The organism is Mesorhizobium sp. M1348, assembly GCF_040317925.1.
GTDB lineage: Bacteria > Pseudomonadota > Alphaproteobacteria > Rhizobiales > Rhizobiaceae > Mesorhizobium.
Map to the genome: position 1 here is coordinate 199880 of NZ_JAMYLH010000003.1, position 19143 is coordinate 219022.

The window sequence follows — 19143 nt, forward strand, 5'->3', positions numbered from 1 at the left end:
GTTCGTTTTTGGGATCACCGATCCTGAAGGCACCCGTAGCTCAGCTGGATAGAGCGCTGCCCTCCGAAGGCAGAGGTCACAGGTTCGAATCCTGTCGGGTGCGCCAACTTTCAAGTGTACGGCCCGGACACATAGGTTACGGTTTATACCGGAGACATGGTGGACCGCACCCCTGGGTGAGACACCAATTAGGGACAGTTCCCCAGATTTTGGATTGCGCACAACCTCCTAGCGCAACGGTTAAGTAGGCGACCACGGGAAGTTCGCGGGGGTCAAGCTTGTGTAAAAACGCCGGGCCTGGCTCCAATCAGATCCGTGGATCGTGTACTGTGATGAGACGTCGGGACCGAGGATCAGCGGATATGGACGAGGAGGGCTTGGCCGAGATCTCAGCCCGATATATTCGCTTCGCCGATACGGAAGCTCGCGGTCGCTCGCCGCTCTACGAGGAGTTGGCTCGGGCAGTCGCTGGGGATCGGGAGACGCTCGGTTTCCTGTCGACCCTTCCGGACCTAAAGCGGCAACCGAACCTTCTACTTGCAGCGGTGCGTCACCTGTTCGGCACGCCGACAGGGTGGACCGAGTTTCGCCAGGCGCTTCAGGCTAATCCCGACGCCATCCGCTCGCTCATGCTCGAGCGCTCAACGCAAACCAACGAGCCGGGAAGGTGCGCCACCCTGCTCCCCCTCCTGGCGCGTTTGCCGCAGCCGCTGGCCCTCATCGAGGTCGGGACCTCCGCAGGGCTCTGCCTCATGCCCGACCTCTATGGCTATGACTACGGACGCAAGGTGATCCCCGCACCGGCGATGGCCTTGGAGCCGCCTGTCTTCCGCTGCTTCGCCAGCGAAACAACGCCATTGCCGACGGCCTTGCCGCAAGTCGTCTGGCGGGCGGGATTGGACCTGAGCCCGATAGATGCTTCGGACGACTCGCAAGTCGCATGGCTAGAGACACTGGTCTGGCCGGAACAGACAGCACGGCTCGCCAATCTGCGGGCGGCCCTAAAGATCGCTGCCACAGTCAAGCCTCGGGTGGTGAAGGGCGACCTGCGCGGGAGCGACCTCGTGCGACTCTGCAACGAAGCGCCAAACGACGCTACACTCGTCATCTTTCACACAGCCGTCCTCGACTATGTCTCCGACCCTGGTGACAGAGAAGCTTTCGCCGAGCAGGCGATGCGTCTCTCTCCTTATTGGATATCGAACGAGTTCCCACGCGTCTTTCCGTCCATCGCCACACGCGCCGGAACAAGCTGGCCGCCCGGCCGCTTCCTCCTATCTGCGAACGGCTCCCCTGTAGCTTGGACTGACCCGCATGGTGCCTCGCTCGAATGGATCGCGGACGAGGCGTAGGCTATAGGTAGTGGATTACCGTCCTTGGCCAGAGGCGCCATCAGTTCTCAGCTTCATCTATGCTCGTTTCGACGGCTCGCGTCTCGAATTCATTGGAAGCGACCTCTCCGACTTTCCTTGTCGCCGCCTCTACCGGACGGCTGAGAAAGAGAACGGCGCGCTGAGGCGTACGAAGACCGCTCCACAGTCGGGAACCACAGCTATCGGCAAGCCGTTTACGCTGCAAACCCCGCCTGGCGATCCTCAGAGCCCGGCGAGTTCTCCAGAGAGAACCAAATTGGAGATTTGATCATGACAAGCGCTGCCGACCGCGATCCGCGCCACCACACGCAGAAAATGCAGAAAAAGTTGGAGGAGGTGAAGCAGCACCTTCGCGAGGACATCGAGAAGGTCGATGAGCCGCAGCTGAAGGCGATGTTCGAGACGTCTGCGGAGGTGATAGGCGGCCTCCAGAAGGCGTTCCAGGACTACGAACAGAAGAATGAACCCGCTTGGCGTTGAACGACTTCTTCGCGGGTAGGTTTCAAAGGAGCGCCCCGTGCCTGCACCACCTGAAATGGATGTCGTCCTCGAACAGCTGCCCTTGAGGATCGGCGCCTATATCCCCGACGATCTGCTGGAGGACTGGTTTGCGCCGGGAACCGGCATGAACCCGGTCAGCAAGGAAGCGCTTGCCGCCGCGAAGAACTACGGCTGGCGCTTCGAATGCGACTTCAAGCACTACCCGGAACGCAAGGAAGGCGTGTTCTGGAAGTGGGTGCCGGCGATCTGACCGGCGCTGTTCATCGTTTCGCCGGAAACGCAGAACCGGCCTATCTTTTTGTTTTACGCAATTCCGGACGGAAAACCGTTCCACACTTTTCCTGGAATTGCTCAGCCTCCGCCAATCGGCGTCGTCACCTTGCCGGTTCCGCCGCATTCGGGGCAGGTGCGGCCGTCGATCATGCCTGACCCTGCACAGCGGCGACAAATATTCTCGCCGGCGCCTGGAGTGCCTGCGCGAACTTCGTCCGTGTTGGTTTGGCCGGCTTGCCGGGGCTTGCCCTGCAGCTTGTTCCTCGGCCGGGCGACCCAGCCTTCGTCGACCTCGAGCGGCCTGCTGCTGTCGTCCGGCAGGCCTTCGCCGGATTGGCCGATGGTTTCATTGCGCGGCCGGTCGTTCGCGCCTGTCGTGATCTTCTGAGCCATTGCCGTTGCCTCTACGCCTTGCAATTTCGAACGCCTCAGCCCCGCGGAGGTTCCGGTAGCGGCCAGCCGCCTTCAGCCGGGTTTTGTCCGAGCCGTCCTTCGGCCTCGGCTGGCAAGGATGGTGGTCAGCGTGACCGGACGAAAATCCCAGTTGTCGACGCCGACGTCATACTGACGCGTGACGGGGGTCAGCCTGCCGTGGGAATGGCCATGCAGATCGATCGATTTCCTGCCGATCTGGTTCCAGGTGCGAAAAGGGTAGTGGCAAAGGATCAGCAGGCTGCCGTCGAGCGTCAGCTCCTTGTAGTGCTGCGTGCTCGCCCAACCCGTGGCGTCGATGGTGGCCACAGCATCGTTGTTGCCGATGATCAAATGCTTGCTGCCATGAAGAGACGACAGAAGCGACGACACGAATGCGGCCGATCCCCTGGCAAAATCGCCCAAGTGCCAGACCTCGTCGTCCGGCCCGACAGTCTCGTTCCAGAACGCAATGAGCGCCCGGTCATGTTCCGCCAGCGAGCCGAACGGACGACGATCGATGCGCAGAATGCGCGGGTCGCTGAAATGCGTGTCGGCGGTGAAGTAGATCATGCGCTGGAGTGTTTCGAACTGCCGCGCATCTGGGCGCGTGGCGCACCAAGTCCATCTCGCCTTCCCCGATGCCTGGCCCAACCTGCCCGGTCGCCGGTTGTTCCTGGAAGGAACTGGTGGTTTATGCTCCGCTGAATATCGCACGCAAGTTCAGCGGCGCAGTGGCTGGACATTTTGCATCCGGTCCGGGACCTTGTTGTCGCGTCAGGTTCAGGCGCGATCGAGTCTGCTGCACAGTGACCACGACCCATCAATTCTTTGCCCGTGACGCCACCATCGTCGCGCGCGACATGATTGGCGCCACGCTGCTCTTGCATGGCGTTGGCGGCATCATCGTCGAGACCGAAGCCTATCGTTCGGATGACCCGGCTTCGCATGCTTTCGGTGGCAGGACGGTGCGCAACGGCGCCATGTTCGGCGCCCCAGGCAGCGCCTATGTCTATCGCTCCTATGGCCTGCATTGGTGCCTCAATGCCGTCTGCCTGCCCGGCAGTGCCGTGCTTATCCGCGCAATCGAACCGCAATCCGGGCTGGAGGTGATGCGGGCCAATCGCGGCCTTGACGATCCCCGGCTGCTTTGTTCGGGACCGGGTCGCCTTTGCCAGGCGCTGGCAATCGACAAATCCCATGACGGGCTGCCGCTGGACGTGCCGCCATTCGAATTCAGGCGGCCGGGCGACGCCAGCGCCGTTCTTACAGGCCGCCGGATCGGCATTTCCAAGGCTGTCGATGCAGAGTGGCGGTTCGGCCTGCGCGGCTCGGATTATTTGAGCCGCAAGTTCTGACGCTGCGGCAGCGGCAGAGTAGCTGCCTGGCATCACTCGTCGGGTTTGCCGAGATGCATAGGCGTTCTCTGTTGGCGGGCTTCGCTGGTCACCTCGTCGGCTCCGGCAGGTGAAATCCCTCGCAACGCCTTCGCGGCTTCGATCAGGCGCCCGCGATCATTGCCGAAGCTCTTGATCAGCTGGCGGACCTGGTCGGCGGTGATGCCGTTCTGTTGGGCAAAATACTCGACCTCACGTTCGTCTTCCGCAGCAATGCGATCGCGGTCGCGGAAAATCTCGCTTGCTCTTATCGTCAGCCATTTTTTCCTCCTGGTGGAGCTTCGCATCACTGGCAACGTGGGCAAGCGGCTTTCGTTGCCGCGACCAGGCGGACTTTTGCGCCGTCGGGCGACTGACCAGGAACCATGAGGCGAGCAGCCGGTTTGGCTTGGATGCAGCAGCCACCAATTCATACCGATGGAGATTACGATGATGCTCGCAAGCAAAACCACTGTAATTGCAGCGGCGCTGGCTTTGTTGGCCGCGCCGGCATTCGGCCAGACGAGCCCGCCCGCGGCGCCGGCGCCGGATCGTGGCGCCGAACAGTCGCCCGCAGTGAACGGGCAGGATGCCATGCGCGATATGATGCGGCAGATGATGACTGAGATGCTGGAGGAGAGAATGCAAGAAGATCGCGCGCCCCGGGCAGAACGGCGAGGTCACTGGCATCGCGACTACAGGATGGGCCCGCCTGATCGAGGTTGGGAGATGGGAGGCCGCGGTGGCGTTGGACGCGGGATGCATGGCGCGAGGATGCGAATGATGTTCGCCATAGTAGATGCGGACGGCGATGGCGCGCTTTCTCAGAGCGAAGTCCAGGATTTCGTCGGGCGGATATTCAACGCCGTCGATGAGGACGGTGACGGCAGCGTCGACATGCAGGAAATCCGGTCCTTCTTCCACGGAGCAGACGCCGAGGATCAGGAGTAGGTCTCCTGCCGGCCGGCAAGGAGGCTTGGGGCAGCGCGAGCTACGTCGGCCGGGGAGGATGAAAGCTCTGGCAGCTGGATACCAGGCTGCCAGCCGGGGAGATGCGTTCCTTGGCTGGCCTTGCCCGAACGCCGCGGACCAATCAAACCAGCAGGAATTCGTTGGCCATGACAGAGAAAACTACGGAGAAAACCCCGACCATCGCTCGTATCTGGCGCGGCAGAACCGTGCCTGAAAAGGCGGATGCCTATGAGAGTTACAATTACGAAGCCGGCATCAAGCCGCTGACCCAGAAGGCCCTGGGCGTGCAGACCTTTCGCGAGGACACGCCGACCCATTCGGAATTCGTGACGATTTCCTATTGGGAAAACGTCGAGGCGATGGCGGCGTTCACCGGCGGCGATCCGACAAAAATCCACCATCTGGAGCGGGACGAAGAGTTCCTGATCGAGCTGCCGTCGAGGGTGCAGGTGTTGCGCATCCGCTCCAGTCACGGCCAGCTCCGATAGCCCTGGCGACCGCTGCCCGGTTCGGCCCGATCTAGGAAATCGCCCTCAAATCGATTTCGGTAATGTGCCAGCGGCCGAGATTTGCGGTGTAGAGCTTGTCGCCCTTGAAGGCGATATTGGTGGGATGGGCGAGCGTCGTTGCCGCCGGATCCTCGATCAGCACCTCGAGCCCGCTATCCGGTCGCCAACGATAGATGCGGCTCGGCTCGTAGCACGAGATGAACAGCGAACCGTCCGGCGCCAAGGCGACGCCATCGGGGACGTTGTTCACGCCGTCCACGACGAGCCGGCGAGGTCCTGCCGTGCCGTCGGCACGGATCGGCACATAGCTGACGCAGGCCGCATGGCTTTCCACGACGTAAAGCCCATTCCCACCCGGCGCCATCGCCATGCCGTTGGCGAAGGCCATGGCCTCGCTGCACCACAGGCCGCCTTCGCCGGTCTTCAAATCATAGCGGAAGATGCCGGAGCGGTTGTCTTCGCCTACGCTGTCGGAAACGTAGAGCCAGCCGCGCGCCTCGTCGATCACGGGATAGTTCGGCACGCGAATGCCGGCCGAAGCGAAGCGCGTCATATCAGCCGTCGCGGCATTCCAGCGAAAGATCGCCGAATGTCTCAAATCGCAGGCAAAACAGTTTCCCGCGCTATCGAAGGCTATACCGAGCAGAAAGCCATCCGTGCCGCCCATGCGTTCGACCGAGCTGCCATCGGCGGCGAGGCGCAGCAGGTCGCCGGTTTCGGTGCCGCACCAGATCGAGCCGTCGCGATGGATGGCCACGCCTTCCGGATGGGCGACGCGCGGGCTGGTGAAGATGCCATCGAAGAAGACCTTCGCGGCCGACATTTCGAGCAACGGCTTTGCCATGCGCCGCCCCCTCTTCAGCCTGTTGCAGTATGCGACCGCTGCGCGGCAATACAGCGCTCGACCATCAGCCGGTCGGCCGCCAGGATCTCGGCGATCAGCGCGCCACGCTCCTTGGCGCTGACGAATTCGAGGCGCCGCAGGCCGAGCGGGTCGATGCGGTTTCGCAGGATGTCGAGCGTCTCGTTCGAGGGCAGCGCAACCTCGCGGCAATCGGCATCGAATGTCAGGGCAAAGCCGGTGGCATCCTGGACCTGCTGGCGCGTCACGCCCGGCATGGTCTCGACGACGACCAATTGCCGGCTCTCCTGGTCGAGCCGAAACACGCAAAGGTCCGTGAACACCAATGCCGCGCCGGTCCGATAGCCCATCGGCTCGCGCTCGGCCTCAGTCAGCAGGCCGCGCGCCGAGCTGGCGATCTCGACCGTCTCGACCAGCGACTGCACGGAATGGCGGGGGACGTAGAGCAGATAATCGCGGTGCATGTTGGCGACATCGGCCATGCCGCCTTGCCCGGGCAGCCGGATGAGGCTGCCGTCGCGCTTGCGCAGCGCAATGGTGTTGACGCGCCCGCCTCGATCGACCTGCGCGGCACCGACGATCTCATGCGTCACCGCGCCGGCCTGGTAGTAGGTCGAATAGGTGTCATCGCCGCCGGCATGCGCCACCGCCGTCTCGCAATCGAGGCTTTCGATCAGCGACAGGATCATCGGGCTCGGCGCTATGTCGAGATGGCCGCAACTCATGGTGGCGATGATCATGTCCGGCGCGTGCGTCGCTTTGGCCAGCCGGTAGGCGACATTGGCCAGCGGCGACACCGCGCCGGCACTGGCAAAGCTCTCATTGTCGAGCTCAGCGGCGATGCGGGCGGCGATGATCTCGTCGATGGACGCCTCCTTTTCGCCGTGCACGAGCCCGGGCATTGCGAGGACTGTTTCAGCGCGGACTTTTGCAGCGTCTTGAACCCGCTCCGGCACGCCTTCCGAAGGCATACTCAGGCTGTCCGACAAAGGTATTTCCTTGGCCGCGAACGCCCCCGCCAACGCTTGATAATCCGTCACATAGAATGGCAGGCAGGAGGCGGGATAGGCACCGCCTGGCGCCAGGGCGATCGCCGACACCTGATTGCGGGTCAAAATGCTCTGCCGGCCATCATACCGCAGCGCTCCGACCGGGACGATTTCCTCAACCGTGACCAGCACCTGGCGCGCCGCGCCGGCCATGGCGAAATCCAGCGCTCGTGGCCCGATGATCTGGACATTGCCGCTCTCGTCGGCACGCTGGGCATGGACGACGAACGTATCGAGCCGCAAGGCCGGGATGATCCCGGTCGTGATTCCCGCGATCGGATCGGGCACGGCGATCGCGCCGGGCACGCGCGCCAGCATGTCCGAACCCTCCGGAAGCTGAAACGGCATCGACGGCAGGTTCTGCTGCGCGGCCCGCAACGCCTGGATCATGGCCAGCGCCGTCCAGTCGCGGACCGGCACGGCATTGGTCTCGGCAGCCGCGCGGAAGCGCGGCGGCAAGCCAAAAATATCGAGGCTGGAAAAGCAGATATCGACCTCCGCCACGGCATTCGCTTCGAGAAGCAGTTCGAGTGGCAGGCCGCCGGCCCAGCAGACATAGCGAAGGTGCTTGACGCCCGAGCGGGCGATGGCCCGCAACAAGGCGATCGGCAGCCGGGCAAAATGATGGCCACCGACACCGAAGACGTCGCCGCCGCCGACCATCGCAGCCAGGCCCTCGACGTCGGTGAAGCGCGGCCGGTTCGGCTTGACCAGGGACGTCATTTCGCAGCCTTCGGCCGCGCCGCGCTCTTTTCAGCAAATTCCTTGACGCGACGCTGGCCGAGCTCGCTGCGGTAGAGGCCACCCAGGGCATCGCGCTCCATGGCAAGGCCGCCGGCCAGATCGCCCGACACGGCATGCGCTGTCAGCGCTTTTAGCCCCTCGATCGCTGCGGCTGGTTCGGCGGCGATCATCTCGGCGAGTTCCAGCGCCCGCGGCATCAGCCTTTCGGCATCGACGATCTCGTTGACCAGCCCGGCGCCGACGAACTCGGAAGCCGGCATGATGGCGCCGGTCATCAGCAGCAGATTGGCGCGGTTGCGGCCGAGTTTTTGGACGCTGCGCTGCGTGCCGCCGCCGCCGGGGACCAGCCCGAGCTTGATTTCGGGCAGGCCGAGCTTCGCGAACTGGTTGGCGATGACGATGTCGCAGCACAGCACCAGCTCCATGCCGCCGCCGAGCGCAAAGCCGTTGACCGCCGCGATGACCGGCTTGCGGTTGTTCTCGACCGCCGCATACATGCGCGTGCCGGCGGCCTGGAAGGCGTCGAACTCGATAGCTGTCTGGGCGGCGTATTCCTTGATGTCGGCGCCGGCCATGAAGCCTCGCCCCTCGCCGGTCACCACGATCGCGCCGACGCCATCATCCTGCGACAACGCCTCGAAAACTTCGGTGATCTCGCTTTGCATCAGCCGGTTCATGGCGTTGAGCTGATCGGCGCGCCGGAAGGTGACGACCGCGACGCGCCCGGATATTTCCAAGCTGAGTGTCTGGTAAACGCTCATCGTCAGGCAGCATCCACGGTCATGTCGCCGGACGCCTCAAGTGCTGCAATCTCGCCGCTGGAGAGGCCGAACTCGGCCAGTATCTCGCGGCCATGCTGGCCGACCAGCGGCGCCGGCCGTTCTATGGTAGCCGGCGTCTCGCTCATCTTGACCGCCGGCGCGACCACCCTGACCTTGCCGCCGCGCGGATGCTCGTAGCTGGTGATCATGCCCATGTGCCTGACCTGCGGATCCTCGGCCGCGCGGCGGATGTCTTTCACCTCGGCACACCAGATGTCGGCTGCGAGCAGCCGCGCCAGCAGCTCCTGCGTGGCAAACTTCCTGGTCTCGGCGTTGACCTTGTCGAACACCTCGTCGCGCTTGTCGAACAACGTCTTCAGATCGTCGTAGACAGCAAGCTGCGGCGCCTCCAGCACTTCATACAGCGTCTTGAACGGGCTCATGGCGATCGACACATAGCCGCCGTCCTTCGCTTCGTAGATACCGAACGGCGCCTGCATGCCGGGGTGGCCGATGCCGGAATTCGGGCGCACGAAATCCTCGCCGAGATTGAGCACCGCGACATATTCCTGATTGAGATGCGCCAGCATGCCGGCGAGCAGATTGACCTCGATCTTCTGGCCCTTGCCGGTCTTCTCGCGATAGTAGAGCGCCGACAGGATGCCGTAGACCATGTTCATGGCGCCGATCTGGTCGGCCAGGCCGGCGCCGGCCGGAACAGGAGCCTGATCGCCGCGGCCGGTGTTGGAAATCAGCCCGGACAGTCCCTGGATCAGCATGTCCTGACCGGGACGCTCGACATAGGGGCCTTCCTCGCCATAGCCGGAGCCCGAGCAATAGATAATGGCGGGATTGACCGCCCTGAAATCCTCGTAGCCATAGCCGAGCCTGGCGAGCACGCCAGGGCGGAAATTCTGCACCACCACATCCGCCTTCTTGGCCATGTCCAAGATGATGGCATGCACCTTGCGGCTTTTCAGATTGAGCGCGATGGAGCGCTTGTTGCGGTTCCAGGCGAGGAAATTCGGGCTTTCGGAGCCGCCGACCCATTTGGCGAAAAAGGTCATGCCGCGGAACATGTCGCCGGCGCCGGCACGCTCGATCTTGATGATGTCGGCGCCCATGTCGCCGAGCAGCTGCGTGGCGAACGGCCCTTGCAGCAGATGGCTGAAATCGAGGATGCGGACGCCTTCGAGGGCCTTGTTCATTTTTGTCTCGTTGGTTGTCAAAGCAGGTCGGGTACGTAGCGGGGTGCCGCGGTGAGGCCGCCGTCGACGCGCAGGTCGGTGCCGGTGGTGAAGCCGGCGGCGTCGGAGGCGAGATAGACGGCGGCTTCGGCCACCTCGGACGGTTTGCCGATGCGGCCGAGCGGATGCATCTTTACCCAGGCCTTGGCGAGGTTGCCACCGATCTCCTTGACCAATTTGTCGTTCATCGGCGTGTTGATGGTGCCGGGCGAGATCGAGTTGACGCGAATGTTGAGCGGACCGAACTCGACCGCCATCTGGCGCGTCATTGCCATCACCGCGCCCTTGGCGCCGGCATAGGCGGTCCAGCCGTCAAGCCCGATATGCCCTTGTGCCGAGGCCATGTTGATGATCGAGCCGGATTTCTGCGCGATCATATGCGGCAGCGCATATTTGCAGCCGCGGAACACGCTGGTCAGGTTGACCGCGATCAGCCGGTGCCACTGCTCGTCGGTCATTTCGTGAACCGGCATGCCGCCGATGGCGATGGCGGCATTGTTGACGAGAATGTCGAGATGGCCCGTCTTGGCGACCGCGCCGTCTATCAGGGCGGCAATGTCGGCCTCCTCCGCCACGTCGCAATGGATGTAGTCGGCGCGATGGCCGGCGGCGCGCAGTTCCGCGGCGAAGTTTTCACCCTTCTCGTCGGCGATGTCGCTGAGGAAGACGTGCGCGCCTTCCCTTGCCATCGCCTCGCTGATCGCATGGCCGATGCCGTCGGCGGCGCCGGTGACGATTGCGGTTTTCCCTTTGAGACGATCCATATCAGCCTCCAATGGCGCGCCGGCGCTTTGCTTCGTCGAAGGCGACGGCGGCAATGATGATCATGCCGGTGATGACCAGTTGCCACTCGGTCGGCAGGCCGAGACCGCGCAGCCCGTTGGACAGGAACTGCAGGATCAGCACGCCGAGCGCCATGCCGGTCAGGCTGCCGATGCCGCCGGCAAGGCTCACCCCGCCGAGCACGGTGGCGGCGACGACCTGGAACTCGAAATTCAGCCCGGCCGTATGCTGCGCCGAACCGACGCGGGCGGCCAGGATGATGCCGGCAACCGTCGCCAGCAGCGCGCTGATGATGAAGCAGATGAACTTGACGCGGCGCACATCGTAGCCTGCCAGGCGTGCCACTTCCGGATTGCCGCCGACGGCATAGATCTGCCGTCCGAACGGCCGGTGCAGCATCATGTAGGCGAAGACGGCGAGCAGGGCGATGGCGATAACCGCCGAATAGGGAATGACATTGAACAGTCGGCCGTCCGACAGCGCGATGAAGCTGTCGAGCGCGGCATCGTCTGGAATGGCGCGCTGGCCGGTATAGAGATAAACGCCGCCGCGCATGATGAACATCGTGCCCAGCGTCACGATCAGCGAATTGATGCCGGCATAGGCAGTCAGATAGCCGTTCACGACGCCGATGATCAGCCCGAACAGCAATGCGCCGCTGATGCCGAGCACAAGCGAATTCGTGTCGTTCATGATGATGATCAGCGGCAGCGCGATGGTCGCCAGCAGTGAGCCGATCGAGATGTCGACCTCGCCGGACATGAAGACGATGGCGCAGCCGATGCCGGCGGTGAGCGCCAGCGAAGCCTGACCGAGCACATTGGTGATGTTGCGCACCGAGAAGAAATTCTCGGCGGTGAAGGAAAAGAACGCGATCACCAGGATGAGGCAGAGGAGCAATGCCAATTCCTGCCGCGCGACGAGCCGCGCCAGCATGGACGGCCCAGCTTTCATGGTGTCGGTGCTTGCCAGGCTCATCGCTTGGTCCCTTCGAAAGCGTCGGCCGAATGACAGGGAATGCTGTCGCGAAGCATCATCATCTATCCGATCGCCGCATTGAGGATGTTCTCCTGCGTGGCCTCGTCGCGAGGCATGATCGCGGTGAGGCGGCCTTCGCACATCACCGCGATGCGGTCGGCAAGCCCCAGCAGCTCGGGCATTTCGGACGTCATCATGACGACCGCCAATCCTTCGCCGGCGAGCCGGTCGATGAGCGCAAAAATCTCCGACTTGGCGCCGACGTCGATGCCGCGGGTCGGTTCATCGACGACGATCACCTTGAGACCGCGCATCAGCCAGCGCGAGATCAGCACTTTCTGCTGGTTGCCGCCGGACAGGTTCTTGACCTGCTGGAACAGGCTGGGCGTCCTGATGCGGAAACGGTCAACATAGTCCTGCACCGCCTTGCGTTCGCTGGCCTTGTCGACGAAGCCCATTCTGGCGAAGGCACCGAGCGAGGCGAGGCTTGCATTCTGGTAGACCGGCAGCTCGCCCATCAGCCCTTCGCTCTTGCGATCCTCGGTGAGCAGGCCGATGCCGAGCCGGACGCCCGTATGGGTGTCGTGCGGCAGCAGCCGGCTGCCATCGACCGAAATGGCGCCGGAAGTGATCGGGTCGTAGCCGACGATGGCCTTGGCGAGCTCGGTCCGGCCGGCCCCCATCAGGCCGAAGAAGCCGAGGACCTCGCCGGCATGCGCCTCGAACGACACATCCTTCAGCTTCTTGGCGGTGCTGAGCCCTTCAACGGAAAGCGCTACCTTGCTGCCCGGCGCACCGCGCTTGCGCGGGAACAGGTTTTCAATGCGCCGGCCGATCATGTCCTGGATCAGCGTGTCGTTGGTGTGCTCGCCGATCGGCCTGGTCGAGACGTGACGGCCGTCGCGCAGCACGGTCACGGTGTCGGCGATCTCGAAGACCTCGTCGAGCTTGTGGCTGACATAGAGCACCGCGATGCCGAGAGCGGCCAGCCGGCGGATGACGGTGAACAGCAGCGAGACCTCGTTCGGCGTCAGCGAGGAGGTCGGCTCGTCCATCACCACGACGCGGGCTTCATGGGCGAGTGCGCGGGCGATCTCGACCATTTGCTGCTGGCTGACCGGCAGCGATCCCGTGCGCGCCGCCGGGTCGACGTTGAAGCCGATGCGCTTGAACAAGGCGGCCGCGTCGGCACGGATCTTCTTCCAGTCGATCGAGCCGCCTTTGCCGGTCGGATAGCCCTCAAGGAAAATGTTTTCGGCGACGCTGAATTCGGCGATCAACGCGATCTCCTGGAACACCACCTTGATGCCCTCTTTCAGGCTATCGCGCGGCGACTTGATGTCGGCCTCGCGGCCGCGCAAGCGGATGGTGCCGGCATCCTTGCCGTAGACCCCGGCCATGATCTTGATCAGGGTCGACTTGCCGGCGCCGTTCTCGCCCATCAGGGCGTGGATTTTGCCGGGTTCCAGGGTCAGATCGACATTGTCCAGCGCCACCACGCCGGGAAAGCGCTTGCCGATGCCGCGCATCTCCAGCGCCGGCACGCTTTTGTCGACAGCCGCGGTTTTGCGGGGGTGAAGGAAATCAACCGACATTGGCTCTGTTCCGCACGATGTCGAGATAGGTCGCCAGGATGATGACGATGCCCGGCACCACCATTTGCAGGTCCTGGTTCCATCCGAGGATGATGATGCCGTTGTCGATGACCTTCAGCACGAGCACGCCAAGCAACGTGCCGAGCAGCGAGCCGCGGCCGCCAAGCAGGCTGGTGCCGCCGAGGATGACGGCGGCAATCACGGTCAACTCGAAGCCGCGGCCGGCGGTCGGCTGGCCGGCATTCATCAGCGACGACAGGATCATGCCGGCAATGCCGACGCAAAGGCCGGTGACGACGAAGGCGAACAGCTTCAGGCGTTGCGAGCGCACGCCGGAGAGGCGAACCGCCCGCTCATTGGCGCCGACCGCGTAGAGATAGCGGCCGAGCGTGGTGAAGCGCAGCGTTGCCGCGGCCAGCGCGAAAATCAGCGCGGCAATGACCACGGGCAGCGGGATCGCGCCGATATAGCCGGCACCGAGATCGGTGAAACTTGCAAGCCGATGGTGGTTCTGCACTGCCTCGCGGGTGAACAGATAGACGCCGCCCTGCAGCATCATCATGGTGCCGATGGTGGCGATCAGCGAGTTCACCTTGAGCCTGGTGACGACGAGGCCGTTGAACAGGCCGACCGCACCGGAAAAGGCGAGCGCCGCCAGCAGGCCGAGCGTCAGGCTGTGCGTCGAATTGAGCACGGCCATGCCGATGCAGCCGACAAACGCCAGCGATGCACCGACCGACAGGTCGACTTCAGCGGTGATGATCAGCATCGTCATGCCCGAGGCAACGATCAGCACCAGCGCGCATTGGCGCAGGATGGCGATGATGTTGGCCTCGGAGTAGAATTGCGGCACCGCAATCGAGATGGCGATGCAGAGCACGGCCAGGATCACGCCGAGCACCAGCTGGCTGCTGCCCAGCAGCTGGCCGCCGATGAAACGCCTTGGCGCGGAGGATTGCGTAAGCTCGCTCATGTCCATTTCATTTCGGGGCCGCATCGGGTGCCGTCGCCGTTTGGAAACTGCCGGCCAAAACAGGGCGGTTGACCTGTTTTGCCGTCGGCATCCGATCCGATGCCCTTCCCGCCGCGCGGGAAGGGCTACCCGGAATCCTTACTTCTTCAGATCGGCGGAAGTTTTCATGCATTTTTCCGGTGGCTGAAGCGCATTGACGGCATCCCATTTGATCGTTCGTGTGGTGCCGTCGTAGTCATAGAACTTCTTCCAGTCGTCGCCGTTCATCGGCGCGGTCGGACTGACGATGTGTTCCGGCACCTCTTCGCCGTTGAAGAGCTTAACCGCTGCATCGATGGCGGTGTAGCCTTCCTTTTCGGGGAACATCGCGGCCTCGATTCGATAGGACGGCTCGTTCTGCATCGCATTGATGAAGGCGAGGCCTTCGCCGCCGGTGCCGACCGTCAACAGGCCGTCCTGCGACTTGCCGGCCGCTTTCCAGGCCTGAAGGCCGCCGAGCGACGAGGAATCGTTGATGCCGTAGATGATGTTGATGTCGGCGTTCTTGGCAAGAGCCGCCGAAGAGACTTCGAGCGCGCGGTCCGGGTTGCCGCCGCCGTCGAGGTCGTGGACCATGACCGCGTCGGGGATGATGGTCTTCAGGCCATCCATGAAACCCTGCGACCGCAGCACGGTGGCGGACAGCAGCGGCAGGCCGACATTCATCACCTTGGCTTTGCCTTCGAGCTTCTCCTTGGCGTATTTGCCGGCTTCAACGCCGGCTGTGTAGCCGGTGTCGTAGTCGCAAATCGCGACCATTGTGGTCATGCCCTTGACCGGATTGCCTTCGAGCACGACCGGAACGTTGTTGGATTTCGCCTGGCGCAGCAGCGGTACGACGCCTTCCTCGTTGACGGGCGTGACAATCAGCACGTCGACGCCTTTGGCCATGAAGTCTTCGGCGGCGGAAACCTCCTTGGCGATGTCGAGATTGGCGTCCTGCACCTCGAGCTCGATGCCGAGTTCCTTGGCGCGGGCCTGCATGCCCTTGATGACGTTCTGATACCACTCGTGCGTGGCGTAATTGGTGACGTAGCCGATGCGCTTCGGCATGTTTTCGGCGTGTGCGGCGGCGGCGCTCAGAGCCAGCGCGGCCGCCGAGGCAAACAGCATCGATTTGGACCAGTTCATGTTTCTTCTCCCTGTATTTCTTGTCAGTTGCTGAACGGATAGTCCCGCCGTTCCGGGTCGGCACGTGAAGAGGCGGCAGCTTCGCCCGCGCCCAGCGCCGCCGATATCGTCTCGGCCGCCGCCTTGGTTCGTTCGAAGACGGTCTTGCGATCGAAGCGCGCGGCCTTCTGCGGCAGGAACGGGACGGTGAGCGCGGCAATGACCGCACCGGTATGGTCGCGCACCGGCATCGAGATGTTGGTGCAGCCCTCGACAGCCAGCGAGGCGCGCATTTCATAGCCGAGCCTTGCGACTTCGTTCAGCCGCGCTTCGATTTCCGTCCGGCTGCCTTGGCCCTCGCCCGCAGCGACGATCCGCTCGACGATGCGGTCACGCTCGGCGCGGCTCGAATGCGCTAGCAGCACCGCGCCGGAGCTCGTTTCGAGGATCGGGAAATGCGAGCCGAGGGCAACCGAATATCGCATCGGCAAAGGCGAATCGATCTGCAGCACGACCAGTGCGCTCTCGCCTTCGCGCACGACCAGATGGCAGCTCTGGTCGGCATTGGCGGCAAGGCCGCGCATCACCGGCAGCGCACATTCGACCAGGCGGTTTACCGGCGGATGCATATGCGCCAGTTCGAACAGCTTCAGCGACAGGCGAAAGCGGTCCGATTGCGTCCGGAAAATGTAGCCGCGCTTCTCCAGCAGCAGCAGGATGCGGTAGATCTCGTGAATGGAGCGCCCCATTCCCGTGGCGATCTCGGTCTGGGTCAGCGGCTCGCCGCTGGCAGCCATGAATTCCAGGATGTTGAGCGCCTTCTCCACCGCAGGCACGCGGTAGCCGTTGCGGCCGCTTTCGCCTTCGTCGACGATCTGGGCAATATCGGTGGCCATTACGCGACGCTCCGTTGCGGCTGGCCATGCCTGGTCTCGCGATAGAGCCGGTTCAGCCGATCTGCGAGCTCGGCCGCCGGCAATTCGCCGGCGATGGCCGCCGCGGCATGAGGGGCGCATTGGCGGAAGAAGCTGATGAAGCCCGGATGGGTCGGGCGCAGATAGGAGGCTTCGATCGTCGCCAGCGTCGACGCGAAGAAGCCGCCTGAGAGAGCGTTGACCTCGCCATCTTGCCATGCCGTCAGCGATCCCGGCTGTCCGCCGGATTTCACATAGTCGCCGCGCTGATAGCCGGGCGAGCACAGAAACAGCGCGTAATCGATGGCTGCCTGCTTGTGTTTCGATTGGGCGCTGACGCCGATGCCGGCGCCACCGAGCAAGGCGCCGGCGGATCGCGGCGTCGGCACGTCGGCGAAGCGCAGATACGGCCTGTCTGCCTTGGAGGCATAGTTCACATAGCCGAAGGCGAACGGCACGTAGACCACGTCGTCATGTGCGATCATATGATCGTAGCAGCGGATCGGGTTCCATTTCGGCGAGTTCGGATGCGACAGCGCCGCAAGCTGGCGCAACTGCCCGACGGCCTGCTCGATTTTTTGCCTGGCGATGAACTCGTCGCCGTCGTCGCGGGGCTCACCGAGCGTCAAAAGCAGGCACATGGCGTCAGTCGGCACCAATGGCAGCCCAAGCCATTTGCCGTCCTTCAAGGCGCTCCGGCCGAGCTCCAGCACCTCGTCATGGCTGCGCGGCAGCGGTCCGTAGCGCTCCACGAGATCGGGGCGATACGAGGCAACCTGACAGGCAGCATCGATCGGCAACGCCCATTGGCGCCCGTCCCTTGCGTAGGATTGCCAGGATGCGCCAACTGAATCCTGTTCGAAGCCGCGGCGCTGCTCAGCCGACAAATCGAACGGCACCATCAGCCCGCCTTCGGCAATATCGCCGATGAACGGATGGTCGAACACGACGAGATCATAGGCGTCGAGCACCGGACCAAGCGCGCCCTCGCCGAACTCGTAAAGGCTGCGGCGGTCCCATTCGATCTCAAGGCCGGGATTGGCGGCACAATACGGCCCGATGCTGGCGTCGAGCGGACCCCAGCAGCGTCGGTGATCCCACGCGAGGCCGCGCAGTCTTGTCATGCCGTAATTCCTCCTGAACCGGCCATGCGTCGGCCCAGCCGATTAGTAGCAACTATTTTTACCTAGACAAGTAATTTTTACATACGCAAAGCCGACCTCGGCTTCCGCTAGGCAGGAGAGCCGCCCATGCGGCCCTGATGCGCATCGCGTGGCCGCCGGACTGCAACCAAAGGCTGCGTTGGATCTGGCTTTTTGGAACCTTCGCGACGAACATACGTTCGGTTGGCGCAACCATTCAGAGCAGCGTCATTGGGCAGCGTCACTGGATTCAGCGACGAGTCGCAGGGAGCGGACTAAATGGACCAACTGTGGGCGCGGCCATGAACCGGTTCACCGCCTTGGCATTCGCCACGTTTCTGGCGATAACTTCGATCTGGGTACTGTTTCTGGTTTCTTAAGATTTGCCGCTGGTTTTTAGGATTTGGAGGGGTTCTCGACAGGTCGACCGCTTAACGATGACGTCCGCCGCATGTGGTTCTGCCAGCCGGAGCCGCGTGCATGAAGAAACTGTCGCCAGGAGCATACCGGCGCGCACATTCGGGGTTGGCAGCCACGCTGCCTGCAACGTTCCAATCGGTTTTCAGGAAACGGCGAGATTTCATGTTGCTGAGGGCGATCGTTCGAAATTGTGCCGTCATCCGTTTTGGCCGCGTCGGCGCGACGATGCTACTTGCTGGGCTACTTGCTGGGCTACTTGCTGGGCTGCTTGCCGGCTGCCAGGGCGGCGTGCTCGACCCGCAAGGGCCAGTCGGCGCGGCGCAGCGCACGATCCTGCTCAATTCGGTCGCCATCATGCTGGCCATCGTCGTCCCGACGATCGTGGCGACGCTCGGTTTTGCCTGGTGGTTCCGGGAGACCAACACAAGGGCGCGGTATCTGCCGGAATGGGCCTATTCCGGACGCATCGAACTGGTGGTCTGGTCGATCCCCATCCTCGTCATCCTGTTTCTGAGCGGCATCATCTGGATCGGGTCGCATGACCTCGATCCAATGAAGCCGCTGGATTCCCAGCAAAAGCCGCTTGAGGTGCAGGTCGTCTCGCTCGACTGGAAATGGCTGTTCATCTACCCCGAGCAGAATATCGCGAGCATCAACCAGCTTGTGGTGCCGGCGGGCAGGCCGGTGCATTTCTCGCTCACCTCGGCAAGCGTCATGAATGCGTTCTTCGTGCCTCAGCTCGGCGGCATGATCTACACGATGAACGGCATGACAACGCAGCTTCACCTGCAGGCGGATCAGCCGGGCGAATTCTATGGGCGGTCGGCCCATTTCAGCGGCGACGGTTTTCCAGGCATGCAATTCGTGCTGCATGCCGTGGCGGCGGACGCCTTCGATGCATTCGTCAATTCGGCGCGAAACCAGGGACAGGCACTCGACAAGGCCAGCTACCAGGAACTGGCCAGACAGAGCCTGGACGTGCCGCCTTCGACCTATCGCTCGGTCGAGCCGGACCTTTTCCATGAAATCGCGACGCAGGGCGTTCCGCCCGCGCCCGGCCCCCAGGCCGGTCGCCCCGAGCCGAGCGTATTGCCCAAGACAGGAGGCTGAC

21 protein-coding genes and 1 tRNA gene are annotated in these 19143 nt (G+C 63.2%); 8 read left to right on the forward strand and 14 right to left on the reverse strand.

Features of this window, described 5'->3' with window-relative positions; translation table 11 throughout:
* The first annotated feature begins 29 nt into the window (after positions 1–29).
* The 4 genes from NKH13_RS08005 (at position 30) to NKH13_RS08020 (ending at position 2124) form a co-directional block, all read left to right on the forward strand.
* Positions 30–106, forward strand: a tRNA-Arg gene (locus NKH13_RS08005).
* Between the two features lie 256 nt (positions 107–362).
* Positions 363–1352 (forward strand): DUF2332 domain-containing protein, encoded by a 990-nt coding sequence (locus NKH13_RS08010; RefSeq protein ID WP_352911944.1) that lies wholly within the window; start codon positions 363–365, stop codon positions 1350–1352.
* A 291-nt stretch (positions 1353–1643) separates the two neighbouring features.
* Positions 1644–1853, forward strand: coding sequence for a hypothetical protein (locus NKH13_RS08015; protein WP_352474763.1), 210 nt, complete (start codon positions 1644–1646; stop codon positions 1851–1853).
* 37 nt (positions 1854–1890) lie between these two features.
* Positions 1891–2124, forward strand: a complete 234-nt coding sequence (locus tag NKH13_RS08020; protein WP_023720474.1) for a hypothetical protein — start codon at positions 1891–1893, stop codon at positions 2122–2124.
* A gap of 101 nt (positions 2125–2225) precedes the next feature.
* On the opposite strand, the gene NKH13_RS08025 is transcribed toward NKH13_RS08020, so the two are convergent.
* The gene (locus NKH13_RS08025) at positions 2226–2540 is read right to left on the reverse strand and encodes a hypothetical protein (RefSeq protein ID WP_352912223.1); all 315 of its coding nucleotides are present in this window, start codon (positions 2538–2540) and stop codon (positions 2226–2228) included.
* A 72-nt stretch (positions 2541–2612) separates the two neighbouring features.
* Positions 2613–3131: a metallophosphoesterase gene (locus NKH13_RS08030; protein ID WP_352911947.1), complete on the reverse strand. Its 519-nt coding sequence runs from the start codon at positions 3129–3131 to the stop codon at positions 2613–2615.
* 236 nt (positions 3132–3367) lie between these two features.
* On the opposite strand from NKH13_RS08030, the gene NKH13_RS08035 reads away from it, so the two are divergent.
* Entirely contained in the window at positions 3368–3916 is a 549-nt protein-coding gene (locus NKH13_RS08035; RefSeq protein ID WP_352911949.1) for a DNA-3-methyladenine glycosylase, read from the forward strand.
* 32 nt (positions 3917–3948) lie between these two features.
* On the opposite strand, the gene NKH13_RS08040 is transcribed toward NKH13_RS08035, so the two are convergent.
* The gene (locus NKH13_RS08040) at positions 3949–4260 is read right to left on the reverse strand and encodes a DUF3606 domain-containing protein (protein ID WP_352911951.1); all 312 of its coding nucleotides are present in this window, start codon (positions 4258–4260) and stop codon (positions 3949–3951) included.
* Between the two features lie 172 nt (positions 4261–4432).
* Between NKH13_RS08040 and NKH13_RS08045 the strand changes: the two genes are divergently transcribed.
* A complete protein-coding gene (locus NKH13_RS08045; RefSeq protein WP_352911952.1) occupies positions 4433–4885 on the forward strand; it encodes an EF-hand domain-containing protein in 453 nt (150 codons plus the stop codon).
* Between the two features lie 167 nt (positions 4886–5052).
* Complete coding sequence (locus NKH13_RS08050) at positions 5053–5394, forward strand: hypothetical protein (RefSeq protein ID WP_352911955.1); 342 nt, start codon at positions 5053–5055, stop codon at positions 5392–5394.
* Between the two features lie 31 nt (positions 5395–5425).
* Here NKH13_RS08050 and NKH13_RS08055 read toward each other — a convergent pair whose 3' ends face one another.
* The 11 genes from NKH13_RS08055 to NKH13_RS08105 all read right to left on the reverse strand — a co-directional run bounded on the left by NKH13_RS08055 (position 5426) and on the right by NKH13_RS08105 (position 17594).
* Positions 5426–6259 (reverse strand): SMP-30/gluconolactonase/LRE family protein, encoded by an 834-nt coding sequence (locus NKH13_RS08055; protein WP_352911958.1) that lies wholly within the window; start codon positions 6257–6259, stop codon positions 5426–5428.
* 14 nt (positions 6260–6273) lie between these two features.
* Complete coding sequence (locus tag NKH13_RS08060; protein ID WP_352911961.1) at positions 6274–8049, reverse strand: CoA-transferase; 1776 nt, start codon at positions 8047–8049, stop codon at positions 6274–6276.
* Positions 8046–8831 (reverse strand): enoyl-CoA hydratase/isomerase family protein, encoded by a 786-nt coding sequence (locus NKH13_RS08065; protein WP_352911964.1) that lies wholly within the window; start codon positions 8829–8831, stop codon positions 8046–8048. The genes NKH13_RS08060 and NKH13_RS08065 overlap by 4 nt, the downstream gene beginning before the upstream one ends.
* Before the next feature lie 2 nt (positions 8832–8833).
* Positions 8834–10039, reverse strand: coding sequence for a CaiB/BaiF CoA transferase family protein (locus NKH13_RS08070; protein ID WP_352911966.1), 1206 nt, complete (start codon positions 10037–10039; stop codon positions 8834–8836).
* A 17-nt stretch (positions 10040–10056) separates the two neighbouring features.
* Entirely contained in the window at positions 10057–10842 is a 786-nt protein-coding gene (locus tag NKH13_RS08075; protein WP_352911968.1) for an SDR family NAD(P)-dependent oxidoreductase, read from the reverse strand.
* Position 10843: 1 nt separating this feature from the next.
* Entirely contained in the window at positions 10844–11839 is a 996-nt protein-coding gene (locus NKH13_RS08080; protein WP_352911971.1) for an ABC transporter permease, read from the reverse strand.
* Between the two features lie 62 nt (positions 11840–11901).
* Positions 11902–13434, reverse strand: coding sequence for a sugar ABC transporter ATP-binding protein (locus NKH13_RS08085; RefSeq protein WP_352911974.1), 1533 nt, complete (start codon positions 13432–13434; stop codon positions 11902–11904).
* Positions 13424–14407 (reverse strand): ABC transporter permease, encoded by a 984-nt coding sequence (locus NKH13_RS08090; RefSeq protein WP_352911978.1) that lies wholly within the window; start codon positions 14405–14407, stop codon positions 13424–13426. The genes NKH13_RS08085 and NKH13_RS08090 overlap by 11 nt, the downstream gene beginning before the upstream one ends.
* Positions 14408–14545: 138 nt before the next feature.
* Positions 14546–15577 carry a sugar ABC transporter substrate-binding protein gene (locus NKH13_RS08095; RefSeq protein ID WP_352911981.1) on the reverse strand — a complete coding sequence of 344 codons (1032 nt, stop codon included), beginning with the start codon at positions 15575–15577 and terminating at the stop codon, positions 14546–14548.
* A 23-nt stretch (positions 15578–15600) separates the two neighbouring features.
* A complete protein-coding gene (locus tag NKH13_RS08100) occupies positions 15601–16452 on the reverse strand; it encodes an IclR family transcriptional regulator (protein WP_352911984.1) in 852 nt (283 codons plus the stop codon).
* Complete coding sequence (locus NKH13_RS08105) at positions 16452–17594, reverse strand: ABC transporter substrate-binding protein (RefSeq protein WP_352911987.1); 1143 nt, start codon at positions 17592–17594, stop codon at positions 16452–16454. The genes NKH13_RS08100 and NKH13_RS08105 overlap by 1 nt, the downstream gene beginning before the upstream one ends.
* Positions 17595–18194: 600 nt before the next feature.
* Between NKH13_RS08105 and cyoA the strand changes: the two genes are divergently transcribed.
* Positions 18195–19142: a ubiquinol oxidase subunit II gene (cyoA, locus tag NKH13_RS08110; protein WP_352911990.1), complete on the forward strand. Its 948-nt coding sequence runs from the start codon at positions 18195–18197 to the stop codon at positions 19140–19142.
* Position 19143: the final 1 nt, after the last annotated feature.